General features: G+C 34.0%; 15 protein-coding genes. 10 read left to right on the forward strand and 5 right to left on the reverse strand.

Features of this window, described 5'->3' with window-relative positions; all coding sequences use genetic code 11:
• Nucleotides 1-157: 157 nt before the first annotated feature.
• On the reverse strand, nt 158-601 hold the full coding sequence (locus OLM57_RS09890; protein WP_264563531.1) for a hypothetical protein: 444 nt from the start codon (nt 599-601) through the stop codon (nt 158-160).
• 505 nt (nt 602-1,106) lie between these two features.
• Between OLM57_RS09890 and OLM57_RS09895 the strand changes: the two genes are divergently transcribed.
• The gene (locus tag OLM57_RS09895) at nt 1,107-2,570 is read left to right on the forward strand and encodes a PAS domain-containing sensor histidine kinase (RefSeq protein WP_264563532.1); all 1,464 of its coding nucleotides are present in this window, start codon (nt 1,107-1,109) and stop codon (nt 2,568-2,570) included.
• A complete protein-coding gene (locus OLM57_RS09900; RefSeq protein ID WP_264563533.1) occupies nt 2,567-2,965 on the forward strand; it encodes a response regulator in 399 nt (132 codons plus the stop codon). The genes OLM57_RS09895 and OLM57_RS09900 overlap by 4 nt, the downstream gene beginning before the upstream one ends.
• A gap of 103 nt (nt 2,966-3,068) precedes the next feature.
• Here OLM57_RS09900 and OLM57_RS09905 read toward each other — a convergent pair whose 3' ends face one another.
• From OLM57_RS09905 to OLM57_RS09920, 4 genes are all read right to left on the reverse strand, one after another.
• On the reverse strand, nt 3,069-3,527 hold the full coding sequence (locus OLM57_RS09905) for an FKBP-type peptidyl-prolyl cis-trans isomerase (protein ID WP_264563534.1): 459 nt from the start codon (nt 3,525-3,527) through the stop codon (nt 3,069-3,071).
• 169 nt (nt 3,528-3,696) lie between these two features.
• Entirely contained in the window at nt 3,697-4,284 is a 588-nt protein-coding gene (locus OLM57_RS09910; protein WP_264563535.1) for a hypothetical protein, read from the reverse strand.
• A gap of 133 nt (nt 4,285-4,417) precedes the next feature.
• Nucleotides 4,418-6,280, reverse strand: a complete 1,863-nt coding sequence (locus tag OLM57_RS09915) for an ABC-F family ATP-binding cassette domain-containing protein (protein ID WP_264563536.1) — start codon at nt 6,278-6,280, stop codon at nt 4,418-4,420.
• An 81-nt stretch (nt 6,281-6,361) separates the two neighbouring features.
• Nucleotides 6,362-7,315, reverse strand: a complete 954-nt coding sequence (locus OLM57_RS09920; RefSeq protein WP_264563537.1) for a T9SS C-terminal target domain-containing protein — start codon at nt 7,313-7,315, stop codon at nt 6,362-6,364.
• 217 nt (nt 7,316-7,532) lie between these two features.
• Here OLM57_RS09920 and OLM57_RS09925 point away from each other — a divergent pair, with 217 nt between their 5' ends.
• The 8 genes from OLM57_RS09925 (at nt 7,533) to OLM57_RS09960 (ending at nt 14,066) form a co-directional block, all read left to right on the forward strand.
• Nucleotides 7,533-7,763: a hypothetical protein gene (locus OLM57_RS09925; protein ID WP_264563538.1), complete on the forward strand. Its 231-nt coding sequence runs from the start codon at nt 7,533-7,535 to the stop codon at nt 7,761-7,763.
• The gene (locus OLM57_RS09930; RefSeq protein WP_264563539.1) at nt 7,760-8,065 is read left to right on the forward strand and encodes a hypothetical protein; all 306 of its coding nucleotides are present in this window, start codon (nt 7,760-7,762) and stop codon (nt 8,063-8,065) included. Before OLM57_RS09925 ends, OLM57_RS09930 begins: the two co-directional genes overlap by 4 nt.
• Before the next feature lie 10 nt (nt 8,066-8,075).
• Nucleotides 8,076-9,239, forward strand: a complete 1,164-nt coding sequence (locus OLM57_RS09935) for a glycosyltransferase family 2 protein (protein ID WP_264563540.1) — start codon at nt 8,076-8,078, stop codon at nt 9,237-9,239.
• 83 nt (nt 9,240-9,322) lie between these two features.
• Entirely contained in the window at nt 9,323-10,636 is a 1,314-nt protein-coding gene (locus OLM57_RS09940) for a dihydrolipoamide acetyltransferase family protein (RefSeq protein WP_264563541.1), read from the forward strand.
• A gap of 125 nt (nt 10,637-10,761) precedes the next feature.
• The gene (locus OLM57_RS09945; protein WP_264563542.1) at nt 10,762-11,532 is read left to right on the forward strand and encodes a 3'-5' exonuclease; all 771 of its coding nucleotides are present in this window, start codon (nt 10,762-10,764) and stop codon (nt 11,530-11,532) included.
• A gap of 134 nt (nt 11,533-11,666) precedes the next feature.
• Entirely contained in the window at nt 11,667-12,278 is a 612-nt protein-coding gene (locus OLM57_RS09950; protein ID WP_264563543.1) for a fumarylacetoacetate hydrolase family protein, read from the forward strand.
• Nucleotides 12,278-12,622, forward strand: a complete 345-nt coding sequence (locus OLM57_RS09955; protein WP_264563544.1) for an Hpt domain-containing protein — start codon at nt 12,278-12,280, stop codon at nt 12,620-12,622. The genes OLM57_RS09950 and OLM57_RS09955 overlap by 1 nt, the downstream gene beginning before the upstream one ends.
• 190 nt (nt 12,623-12,812) lie before the next feature.
• A complete protein-coding gene (locus OLM57_RS09960) occupies nt 12,813-14,066 on the forward strand; it encodes a competence/damage-inducible protein A (RefSeq protein WP_264563545.1) in 1,254 nt (417 codons plus the stop codon).
• Nucleotides 14,067-14,103 lie beyond the last annotated feature (37 nt).

Below are 14,103 nucleotides of genomic sequence, written 5' to 3' on the forward strand. Positions count from 1 at the left end.
AAATTTTTAAAAGAAAACCACGACAAAATCTAATTCTGTCGTGGTTTTTTCATTTTTATTTTGCCAATGAAGAAAATATTTCAATATTATCAAAACGCTAATAATGAATATAAACTAAGGTAATTTTACGTTTCTGGGCCCCCGAGCTTGTAATAGTTTAAGGAGTTAGTTTTTTAACTTCCTTTTCAATAACGTGTTCCATGTCAGTAAAAGTTTCTTTTTTTATTTTTCTGAATTTTTTGATAAAAGATGCAATTTCATTTTCTAATTCTTCATGTTCGCTTCTAAATTTATGGGAATCATATTTAAAAGGATCATCAATTAGTTCGGCCAAGTGAGCCAGATGTTTAGACGTTTTCTCAAGCAATCTATCACAGTCTGTGCTAGCTTCAGACAAGCCAGATGACAGAACTCTCATTTCGTCCAGATTTTCTTTATTGATTAGCCAAATGAAATATTTGTCAATAAGATGATATAAAAAAAGTAAATCATCTTTATAAAATTTCAAATCCGACTGCCAATGTTCAGTCAGAATATATAACTCTTTGTACTCTGCAGTCCAAGTAAAATCGCCTTTTGGTCTTAAAGATAAATTTTCCATAATGTCTGAGTATAGAATAAATGATAAAAAAACATCTAAAATTAATTAACTGGCTTAAACCAGTAAGGAATATGATTCTATTTCTCTTCTAAACTGGAATAGAATTCCAAAAAACGCATAGTAAATTTAAGAAATTTATTTTTAAAGAAACCTTTTTAGTGATTGTTTTTTCTTTGATTGTAGGGTTAATTCTTATAATTTATTATTTTTTTGCTAACCAATGAATATGTGATCTGTAGTAGTGAGACTTATGCCTAAACGGGAATTTTCTTTATTTTTTATAAAATGTTTATCAATAAAAAGTTAATATGTATGAAATGTATTTCTTTTTATCCTAACTTGCAATGAAAAATGAATGCGTTATTTTTTTTGTCAATTTATAATTGATCGTTTTATTGATAATTTATGAGCTCACGAATATCCTGGTTTTTTTCAGGAAATTGTATACTGAATTAGAAGAATTGAATATACTTTTTTTATAACCATAATAATCCCTCAATTAATTATGAAAGAGCTTGATGATTATAAATATGCACTTGACGAGTCTTCAATCGTAGCGATTACCGATCCAAAGGGAATTATTATACATGCAAACGACAACTTTTGTAAGATCTCAAAATACAGCAGGGAAGAGTTAATAGGGAGAGATCATCGAATTATTAATTCTAGTTTTCATCCTAAAGAATTTATTAGGGACTTGTGGGTAACTATTGCCAATGGAAAAATATGGAAGGGTGAACTCAAAAATAAGGCAAAGGACGGAACCGTGTATTGGGTAGATACAACAATTGTTCCTTTTTTAAACCAAGATGGTAAACCTTATCAATATGTGGCTATACGCTCAGATATTACGCAACGCAAGCAGAGTGAAGAAAGTTTACTCAAAAGTCTGAAGGAAGTATCCGATTATAAATTTGCTCTTGATGAATCTTCCATCGTAGCAATCACTGACCAAAAGGGGATTATCAATTTTGTAAACGATAATTTTTGCAAGATTTCAAAATTCAGCAGGGAAGAGTTGATTGGAAAAGACCATCGAATCATTAATTCAGGTTTTCATCCCAAAGAATTTATTCGTGATCTGTGGGTTACCATCGGCCATGGTAAGATTTGGAAAGGCGAACTCAAAAACAGAGCTAAAGACGGATCCTATTACTGGGTAGATACCACTATAGTTCCTTTTCTCAATGAGGTAGGTAAGCCTTTTCAATATGTTGCAATTCGCTCTGATATTACACTGCGAAAAAAGGCCGAGGAAGATCTGATAAGATATTCTTCTGCCTTAGAATACAAGAATACTCAGCTAATTGATTTCTGCAACATAGTTTCACACAATTTAAGAGCACCATTGATTAATATCTCAATGCTCATTGATTATATTGATCAAAGCACTGATGAAGAGGAACGTCAAATGATGCATTCCAAAATAAAACCCGTAGTAAATCATCTGATGGATATATTCAACGAATTAGTTGAATCTATTCAAGTGCAACAGGAAACAGGGATTGAATCCGATAAAAATTATTTAAAAGATTGTCTGGATAATGTACTTATTGGTTTTGAAGCCCAAATTAAGGAATATGAGGCTAATATTAAACTAGATGCCAGTGAAGCTCCAATGATTTACTTCCCGCATAAATATCTTGAAAGCATTATTACCAATTTGGTCAGCAATGCACTGAAATATAAGTCGCCAGAGCGTAAGCCAAATATTAAAATAGAATGTAAAAAAGTAAACAATTCGGTACTTTTTTCTGTCTGTGATAATGGTCTAGGAATTGATCTGGATTTGCACAGAAACAATCTTTTTAAAATTAGAAAAACATTCCACAAACATCCTGATGCAAAAGGCTTTGGGCTTTTTATGACAAAGACTCAGATTGAGTCCATGGGCGGAAAAATATGGGTTGAAAGCATTCCTAATATCGGCAGTACTTTTTTTGTTCAATTTAACAATCAAAACTTATGACAACTATTAAACAGCTTACATTAGTAGACGATGATGAAGTATTTGTTTTTCTAACTTCCAAAATGCTCGAGCAAAGTAAACTTGTAGATCTTATCAAGATTTTTGACAATGGCTACGATGCATTGGTCTTTCTAAAAGAAAACTTGGGCAATATTGATGCATTGCCAGATATTATCCTTCTCGATCTCAGTATGCCAATTATGGATGGTTGGGAGTTTCTTGAAGAATATGTTAAGATCAACCCATTGATTGGAAAAAAAATCACAATTTATATTTGCTCATCATCTATTTCTCCGGCTGACGTTAGTCGTGCCAAGGCAATCAATGAGGTTTCCGATTTCATCATTAAGCCAATGACAAAGGATAAACTTATAGAGATGATCAGGAATTTATGATTTAAATTGAAATACATTTGTATAAGACTTTTATAAAACAAAAAATCCACAACAGAATTAAATTTTGTTGTGGATTTTTTTATTGTAATCGAAACAATTATCGCTAATTGACCGAAATTAGTTTAACATCAAAAATAAGTACTGATCCTCCGGGAATACTACTGTAATCATAGCTTCCATACCCTAAATGTGCCGGAACCAAAAGAATGCCGCTACCGCCAGTTTTAAAATGAGGAATACCTTCTGTCCAACCTTTAATAACTTGGTTCAAACCAAAAGAAATTCCTTTAGCATCACTTTGATCAAATATAGTTCCATTCGTAAAATAACCTTTATAGGCTACAGTTACGTTCGATGTTGCAGTAGGCTGTGCTCCGGTTCCAGGTTCGTTAATTACATAATATAGACCAGTTTCACTTCTTTGGGCTGTCAGTTTATTTTTGGTAATATAGTCTTTGATTTCTTGTTCGTTTTTGGCAACGTAATCTACTGTTGCTTCTTTGTCTTTGGTACAGGAAATGAAAAGTGTCAAGGCTAGTAATGCAGATAATAGGTGTTTCATGGATATTGGGGTTGTTTTAAAAAAGGCAAATATATAAAAAATCAGTTGAGTCTTGACCTAATTATAAATATCAGTTTTTTGTTTTTATTTCAATGGATTTAATTGAAAAGTAAATGCTTAATTAATAATTTTCGAATACTTTGGATTTACTTTATAGCAATAATAATCACTAAAAATAAACTCCAAATTTGATTGAAGCTTCAGGATTGAGTAGAGGCAATGTGTATTCTTTGTTGTCTAAAACGAATTCATCGTCGCCTGAAACTTTAAGGCTTAAACCTGCCCAGGGCGAAATATAGATGTTTTTGTAAATAGTGAAATTATAACCTAAACTTCCGTTTAATAAGAAGTTGTCAAAATTTTGTGTAGCGGTACTGCTATCACTTTGAATTTTGCTTTTCCAATAAACAGGTCCTGCTGCGATCCACCAGCCTTTCCAATCGTCTTTAAAAAAATGATCCAATAAAAGGGCATACGCCTGCACATGATGGTTGGTAAAACCCTCTTTGGTTGTAATATCAGGTTTGTAGACATCGGCTATAAGCGCTCGGGTACGCCATTTGTCTTTACCCACCCATACCGCGCCAAAATAGCCGCCAGTTGCATAAGGTAAAACGTCCAATTCTACTCCAAAATTCCATTTTTTGGTAGTTTCATTATTTTGGACCGAAACAGAATCTTGTCCGTTTTTAAATGGAGATTGAGCCTGTAATTGTATGGAGAGGACTGCAAAAATAAGTAGTGCTATTTTTTTCATTGGAATGATTTAGGAGTGATAAATTTAGGTTAAAAAATAGAAAAAACCACAACAAAATTACATCCTGTTGTGGTTTTAAAAACTATTTTAAATGTGTGCCTCCCTCTGCAAACCGAACACTGCAAACTAAAATTTATCCTTCAATCTTAGCAGAAAGCTCAAACCATCTCTCCTCTTTATCTTCAATTTTATTGATGATGTTTTCCAGTTCTTTGGCTTTAGCAGAAATATCGGCATCAGCCACTTTTCCTTCAGAGAATAAAAGCTCAATGTTTGCTTTCTGAAGCTCCAGATCCTTGATTTCTTTCTCAATTTTCTGAAACTCTTTTTGCTCGTTGAAGGTCAAATTTCCGGTTGGATTGTTTTGTTTCCAGTCTTTCTTTTCGGCTTTATTGTCTTCTTTTTGCGCTACATCGGCACTGTCTTCGTAAGCCCTAAAATCGGAATAGTTTCCAGGGAAATTTTCAATCTCTCCTTGGCCTCTGAAAACAAATAAGTTATCTACAATTTTATCCATAAAGTACCTGTCGTGTGACACCACAAGCAAACAACCCGGGTAATCCATCAGGAAACTTTCCAAGACATTCAGGGTCACAATATCCAAATCATTCGTTGGCTCATCCAGAATCAAGAAGTTTGGATTCTGAATCAAAACCGTACACAAGTACAAGCGCTTCAATTCTCCACCGCTCAATCGGTCTACAAAATCATATTGTTTTTTCGAATCAAAAAGGAAACGCTCCAATAATTGGGATGCCGAAATCAATCGTCCTTTCATCAACGGGATAAATTCTCCGTATTCTTTTATAACATCAATAACACGTTGACCCGGTTTTGGGTTGATCCCACTTTGAGTATAATAACCAATTTTTATGGTTTCGCCAATCACTACTCTACCGCTATCTAGAGGTAAAGTTCCAGTAACCAAATTCAAGAAAGTTGATTTACCTGTTCCGTTTTTACCAATGATTCCAATACGTTCACCAGGTTGAAAATCAAAACTGAAATGATCCAAAATTACATGATCTTTGAATTTCTTGGAGATTTTGTGAAGCTCAATAATCTTGCTTCCCATACGCTCCATATTGATTTCCAATTCTACTTTGTTTTCACGACGACGACTTTGTGCTTTTTCCTTTATTACATAAAAATCATCCTGACGCGATTTAGATTTGGTTGTTCTCGCTTTTGGTTGACGACGCATCCATTCCAATTCCTTTACAAATAAGTTTTGGGCTTTGTCTACACTAGAATTTTCGGAGGCAATACGTTCTTCTTTTTTCTCCAAATAATAAGAGTAATTTCCTTTGTATTGGTATATTTTTCCGTTGTCCAGTTCAATGATTTCATTACAAACACGCTCCAAGAAGAAACGGTCGTGAGTAACCATAAACAACGTAATGTTTTCTTTGGCAAAATAACTTTCCAACCATTCGATCATCTCCAAGTCCAAGTGATTGGTAGGCTCATCCAGAATCAATAAGTCGGGACGGTTGATCAAAATAATCGCTAGTGACAAACGTTTTTTCTGCCCACCCGAAAGGTTTTTGACTTTCAGTTTAAAGTCTTCCAACTTTAATTTGAACAAAATTTGTTTGTATTGCGTTTCAAAATCCCACGCATTGTGTTGGTCCATTCCATCAAAAGCCTTTTGGTAAGCTTCTTCATCTTCGGGATTTTCCAATGCTTTTTCGTAGGCTTCAATGACTTTCAAACTCTCATTATCCGATGCGAAAATGCTTTCTTCAATTGTCAACTCTTCCTGCAATTTATTGTCTTGTGACAAAAATGCCATTCGAATGCTTTTTCGAAGCACCACTTGGCCAGTGTCGGGTTCGTCAAAACCATTAATGATATTCATTATAGTGGTTTTTCCGGAACCATTTTTGGCTATAAAGGCAATTTTTTGGTCTTTGTTAATCCCAAACGATATGTCCTTGAAAAGCGTGCGCTCCCCAAAAGACTTTGAAATATTTTCTACTGATAAGTAATTCACAAGGCTAATTTTTTTGCAAAAGTAAACTATTATAGGACTAAATGCGAATTGTTTATTTGTAAACCAGTTATGATTTTGAAATCATTCTTTTAAAAACGGGCTCAAATCAATCGAATGTATTTGTTGTGGAGTGTTTAGAAATGGCTTTTTTATGGTGGCTTCATTTATTAAATAGAATAGTGCTCCATCTTCGGTAGCAATGCCCTCTATTTGATGAAAAGGGAGTGCAACAGAAATTTTTCTTTTATTTCCGGCCAAAAAATCATGATTTTTATAGTCATATAATAGGTATAAAAAAGGCTGAAGCATTCTCGAATACCCACAAAGTACAATCCCTTTTTTGTTGGGTAAAGCAGTTGCGCCAGTAATTAACCCTTCTACATTTAGTGTTTGTTTATGTCGTGCAATATGGTTTCCAGGGTTTTTTGGCATGCAATACACACTGCTTTTTTTCGCTGTCCACTCTTTGGTAAACAAATAAATACTGTCTTGCAAAACCACAAATGCTTCGCAGTCAAAATCAGTAGTATTGGCTTTTTGAAGGGTAAGATCGGTTTGATCTGCGTACGAGAAAGCAATAGTATCTACAATGGGTTTGTTTAATAAAAATGACTTTTTTTCGATTCTCAAAACCCGTAAATCTGCCCTGTTTCCTTTGTAGTTATTGCCAAAATCGCCAATGTAGATATACGAATCGTCTTGCGAAATCTCTTCCCAGTCGTTGTTTTTTAATCCTTTAAGGTTAATTTTTTTCTGAATCTTTCCGTTCAAGTCGATTCCGTAAATAGTCGTATCATGATCATCATTGTGCGTCCATAACAAATGTTCAAAAGCAATCAGACCAGACATTTCTGAAATGCTATAACTCAATTTTTTCGAAAATATGGCTTTTATTTTTGCCGATGCATAGCTGCAGCTTCCATTATTTATTGTTGCTTTTGGATTATAGTTTTTTGAAAGCCGGTCTGTGCAACCCGAAATTTGCGAATACGAGACTGTCGTAAAGAGCAAGAAAAGTAAAAATGCTTTTTTCATTATTTGGAAAGATTGGTAACCAAAAGTAAGGTAGAAAACAAATCATTACCATCCTAGTCCATTAAAATAAAACGAAGCAGGAGCGAATGATTGGGGATTTGTTTGTAGGCATGGATTCCCGCTCTCATCCCAATCCCCGCCCAAAAGCGGGGGATTTTCCTTTCGATCGGGGCTAAAGAGGTTTTATTTTGTATATTTGGTTTCTAATTTTTTTGTCATGAGCAACAATAAAAAACAGATACCCAGCGATAAAAAAGAAAATGAAGTTCAGGAACCATCAGTAAAATATGGAGCTGAAAACAATTCAGTTTTAAACGATTCGGAAGAAATGCATCCCGTTTTGAAGCAATTAATTTTGAAAAGTATTCAAGATGCTAAAGAAGGTAAAGGAATTTCTCATGAAGAAATGATGAGAAGGGTAAAACTAAAATACCCATTTTTAAAATGAAATACATTTTTAAATGGCAGCCAAATTCAGGATACACCTATTTTGAAGAAGCTGATTTTATTTTACTGAAGTGGAATGCTGCTGAAGTTCAAAAATTTAAGGATTTAGTCGAAGAAAATCTATTGCGATTGTCTAAGAATCCGACACTAGGAATCTATAATGTTGAATTAAAAATATACTCCATTGTTATTTCAAAACAAACCACTTTGTATTATAATTTTAACGAAACAACTAAAATTATAGATTTGTATGTTTTTTGGAACAACTCAAAAAATCCGGCTGACTTAATTAAGTTGCTGTAATTATCTAAAAATGCAACTATCCGTCATCATTCTCAATTATAATGTGCGCTATTTTTTGGAACTCTGTGTGCTAAGTGTCGAAAGCGCTTTGCAAAACATAGATTCCGAAATAATTGTCGTTGACAATGATTCTTCGGATGGCAGTTGCCAAATGTTACAATCTCGTTTTCCAAACGTTAAACTCATTCAGAACAAGGAGAATTTGGGTTTTCCAAAAGGTAATAATATAGGAGTATCTCAAGCACAAGGAGAATACATTTGCATCCTAAATCCAGATACCGTTGTTGCCGAAGATACTTTTGAAAAAGTGTTGACTTTCGCTAAAAATCAAAAAGACTTAGGGATTATTGGAGTAAAACTTATTGACGGAACCGGTAATTTCCTGCCCGAAAGTAAAAGAGGAGTACCGACGCCCTGGGTGGCTTTCACAAAAGTTTCAGGTTTATACAAATTATTTCCAAAAACAAATAGTTTCAATAAATATTACGCCCAGCATTTAGCCGATAACGAGAATGGTAAAGTTGACATTCTCGTTGGAGCCTTTATGTTTCTTAAACGCGAATTGTACCAGGAGGCTGGCGGTTTTGACGAAAATTGTTTTATGTATTCAGATGATATTGATTTGTCATATAGAATACTGCAAAAAGGGAAATCGAATTATTATTTTCACCAAACCACAGTAATACATTATAAAGGGGAAAGTACCGTCAAGGATGGAACTTACATGAAACGATTTCAGGATGCAATGGAGTTTTTCTATAAAAAACACTTTAAGGTCTCTGTTTTCTTTTCTGCTTTTATGAAAATCGGAATTGTATTTTTTTCTTTAGCAAAAACAGTACAAGGAAAGTCCATGGTTAAAAGTATTTCGAAATCGTATTTGTTACTTTCTGCAACCTATGAATTAGCAAAAATAATAGCGCTTGTTGTACAAAAAAAGGTAGATTTTCTCGAGTGGAAAACAGAAAAAACGGTAAATTTGTCTTCGATTTCAATAGAAAAAAATACGCAGGTTATTTTGGATAATGAGTTTGTTTCGTTCAAAGATTGCATTTTTATTCTGGAAGTATATAGAAACAAGGGAATTACCTTTAGAATAATACCAAAAAATTCTGGTTTTATAATTGGAAGCGATTCTAATAGTGATAGGGGAGAAGTGGTAAAAATGATGTAAAAATTACATTTAGTGTAATTTATATTGAGAATATTTAGTAATTTCGCAAACAGAAAATCAAAATCACCTTTTAGATTAACAATATGGCAAGATTTGAATTAAAGCTTCCTAAGATGGGAGAAAGTGTTGCAGAAGCAACCATCACAAATTGGTTAAAAGAAGTTGGCGACAAAATAGAAGCGGATGAAGCGGTGCTGGAAATCGCTACTGATAAGGTAGATTCGGAAGTTCCATCGGAAGTTTCGGGTGTTCTTGTCGAAAAACGATTTGGTAAAGACGATTTGGTTCAAGTAGGACAAACTATTGCAATCATTGAGACGGAAGGTGAAAACAATGAAGCGCCAAGTATGGAAGTTACTCAGGCAGTTGCTGCTGAAATTGAGAAAACAATAGAAGTTGCCAAAGAAACAGTTTCAACTCCTGTCGATTTTTCTGAAAGTGATAAATTCTTTTCACCATTGGTAAAAAATATTGCCAAGGAAGAAGGAATTTCTTTGGGCGAATTAGTGAGCATCAAAGGATCAGGAAAAGAAGGACGTGTTACCAAAGAAGATATATTAAATTATGTAAAAAATAGAGGGAATCAACCTGCTGCTGTAACTGTTGAAACACCAGCAAAAAGTATTGAAACTCCAAAAGCTTCGGTAAGTATTCCATCACAAAAAGTTTCGCCAGTTTCCATAAGTGGGGGTGATGAGATTGTAGAAATGGATAGAATGACCAAGCTGATTGCTGGTTATATGGTAGCTTCTGTACAAACTTCGGCTCACGTACAGTCGTTTGTTGAAGTGGATGTGACAAATATTGTAAAATGGAGAGAGAAAAACAAAAATGCTTTTGAGAAACGTGAGGGAGAGAAATTGACTTACACGCCAATTTTTATGGAGGCAGTTGCCAAAGCATTGAAGGATTATCCAGACATGAATGTCTCTGTGGATGGAGAATTTATTATAAAAAAGAAAAATATTAATCTAGGAATGGCAGCTTCATTGCCAAATGGAAATCTAATTGTTCCGGTTATAAAAAATGCGGACCAGTTGAATTTGGTAGGAATGGCAAAAGCTGTAAATGACTTAGGAGGTCGTGCCAAAGCAGGAAAATTAAAACCAGATGATACTCAAGGAGGAACTTATACGGTTACAAATGTGGGTACTTTTGGAAGTGTTTTTGGAACGCCAATTTTGAACCAACCTCAAGTAGGAATTTTGGCACTAGGGGCGATACGCAAAATGCCTGCGGTTATCGAAACTCCAGAGGGAGATTTTATAGGGATTCGTCAAAAAATGTTCTTGTCGCATAGCTACGATCACAGAGTAGTTAATGGAGCACTCGGTGGGAACTTTGTGAAACGCGTAGCGGAATATCTTGAAGCATTTGATGTAGATAGAGATTTTTAATTTTATATGAATTATAGCAGTAGCCCTTTCAGACTTCAAAACTCTGAAAGGGTTTTGTTATTTAATGGAACTTTAAACGAAATTGAACGCAAATCTTTATATTTGTACCAATTCAAAAATAAAAAATGGAACTCAAACTCAATAAACCAATTTGCTTTTTCGACCTTGAAACTACTGGAATCGATATTGGAAAAGACAGAATTGTAGAAATATCAATATTTAAAGTTTTTCCAAACGGAAATAAAGAAAGTAAGACGTGGTTGGTCAATCCAACGATTCCAATTCCGCCACAATCTACCGCAATTCATGGTATCAGTGATGAAAAAGTAGCCAATGAGCCTACGTTTAATCAGCTGGCTTCTCAAGTGTATAATATGATTAAGGATAGCGATTTGGCTGGATTTAATTCAGACCGTTTTGATATTCCGTTATTGGCCGAAGAGTTATTGCGTGCCGGAGTCGATTTTGATATGAAGGGAAGAGTTTCAGTGGATGTGCAAACCGTTTTTCATAAAATGGAAGAACGAACGTTGAGTGCTGCTTTGAAATTTTATTGTGATAAAGGATTGGAAAATGCACATTCTGCAGAAGCGGATACCATGGCAACCTATGAAATCCTAAAAGCGCAATTAGATCGTTACCCAGAGTTGGAAAACGATATGAAGTTCCTTTCTGAATTTACTACCCGAAAAAAGATTGCAGACTTTGCTGGAATGATTGCTTTTGATGCCGATAACGAAGAAATTTTTACTTTCGGAAAGCACAAAGGTGCTAAAGTGGATAAAATTTTAGAAACGGAGCCCGGTTATTTTAGTTGGATTCAAAATGCTGATTTCCCTCTTTATACAAAAAAAGTTTTGACGGCAATAAAATTAAGGAAATTAAATACTAAATAAGAGTGTTCAGTGTTCAGCTTTTTAGTATTCAGTTGGAAAACGGCTCTGAAAATGAACTATTAATAATCTGAACACTGATCACTTTTTTTAAAACTGATCACTAGAAAAAACTGAACACTGAACACTTAAAAAGTATGAAGATCATTTGCATCGGTAGAAATTACGCCAACCATATTGAAGAATTAAAAAACGAAAGGCCTTCGGAACCTGTAGTTTTTATGAAACCGGATTCGGCTATTTTATTAAAACAACATCCTTTCGTGATTCCTGAATTTTCTGAGGACATTCATCATGAAATTGAGCTGATAGTTAAAATAAGTAAAGTTGGGAAATATATTGAACCTAAGTTTGCTCATAAATACTATGACGAAATAAGTGTTGGAATTGATTTTACGGCCAGAGATTTGCAAGAAAAGTTGAAACAAAAAGGTTTGCCTTGGGAAAAAGCCAAAGCATTTGATGGTTCTGCGGTTATTGGAGAATTTTTGAATAAAAGTCAGTTTGTTTCATTAGAAAATATTACATTTGAATTAACGAATAATAATATTACAGTGCAAAAAGGAAATTCCAATTGCATGTTATGGAATATTGATGAGCTTATTTCATTTGTTTCTCAATATTTTACATTAAAAATTGGTGATATTATTTTTACGGGAACACCAGCAGGAGTTGCGGCAGTAAAACCAGATGATGTTTTGGAAGGATTTTTAGAAGGACATAAACTATTTAGAATACAAATAAAATAATGGCTTTAAAATACAACTTAGCAAAAGTGTACGCACTTTCGGATAATGACCCAGAATTTGTAAACGAAATTCTGAATCTGTTTGTAACCGAAGTTCCAACTGATTTAATGGAAATAGGGGAAGGTATCAAAAACAAAGATCATAAACATACTTATGCATTTGCCCACAAATTGAAACCAACACTTGATTTATTAGGTTTAAATGTGGCATTTGAAGAAATTCTGCAAATTGAAGCCTGGACAAAAGTAGAAGGGAAAAAGAAAGAAATAATTGAAACCTACAAAAGTGTAAAAACTCAAGTAAAGGATGCTATTAAAGAATTAAAAAAAGACTTTGATCTATAAATCTTAGTTTTTAAGTTTTTTTAAGCTTCTAATAAATCATAAACAAATTATAAATTTTAATCTTTAGATGCGTTAATGAACGTATTTGAAAGGTTAAAATTTTTTTTATATAAAGGTTTGTGTTTTTAAATTAAGTAGTTAGTGTTTTTTAAAAGGCACATTAATTTTATATCAAAATAAAAAATCATACATGAAAGCAGCTATAATTACTATTGGAGATGAGATTTTAATTGGTCAAATTGTTGACACTAATTCTGCATTTATTGCCAAATCATTGGATAAAATTGGAGTTGAAATTACAGAAATGATCTCTATTAGTGACACCAAAGAGCATATTTTGGAAACTTTTTCCAATTTCCAAAACAAAGTTGATTTAGTAGTTATTACTGGCGGATTAGGTCCGACAAAGGACGATGTAACCAAAAAAACATTCTGTGATTATTTTGAAGATAAATTAGTAGTAAACGAAACTGTTTTGGCTCATGTAACACAGTTAATTGAGGGTTATTTTAAGCGAAAAATTACTCAGATAAACAGAGATCAAGCACTTGTTCCTTCCAAATGTACAGTGCTTCATAACCAGGTAGGAACCGCTCCGGGAATGTGGATGAAGAAAGAAAATACGGTTTTTGTATCACTGCCGGGAGTTCCTTTTGAAATGAAATATTTGGTAGAAAATGAGATTATTCCAAAAATTATTAAAGAATACAAACGACCTTATATTATTCATAAAACAATCCTAACCTACGGACAAGGGGAAAGCTTGGTTGCTGAACGCATAGAAAAGTGGGAAGACAGTTTGCCAGATTTTTTAAAACTTGCCTACTTGCCAAGTCCTGGAAAATTGCGTTTGCGTCTGTCTGCAAGAGGAACAGATAAAGAGAAACTAGAAAAGGCATTAGAAGAATATGTTGCCTCATTGGATGCAATTATTCATGATATAATTGTTGGTTTTGAGGAAGAGGATACGATAGAAGTTGTTTTGGGTAGATTGCTTACCAAACAAAATAGAACACTTTCAACGGCAGAGAGTTGTACGGGAGGCAAAATAGCGCAAATAGTAACTGCAGTTCCGGGTGCTTCCAATTATTTTAAAGGCGGCGTTGTTTCGTATGCGACTGAAGTCAAAATTGAGGTTTTGGGACTCCCTGAAAGCTTGATAAAAGAGCATACTGTGGTGAGTGCAGCTGTTGCAAAAGCGATGGCATTGAGTGTGCAAAAGCTAATGAAAACTGATTATGCAATTGCTACAACCGGTAATGCTGGGCCAAAAAAAGGAGAGACAAATGCAGAAGTAGGTACAGTATTTATTGCATTGGCTACGCCTGATGAAGTTATAGTTGAAGAGTTTAATTTTGGTCAACCCCGTGAAAAAGTGATAGATAGAGCTGTACTAAAGAGCCTTGAAATGTTGCAGAAAGAAATTTTAAAAAAAGAGCAATAATTTTTTTGGTTTATAGGTTTATTTTTCTTTTCTTTGC

The sequence above is a fragment of the Flavobacterium sp. N3904 genome (assembly GCF_025947305.1).
Lineage (GTDB): Bacteria > Bacteroidota > Bacteroidia > Flavobacteriales > Flavobacteriaceae > Flavobacterium.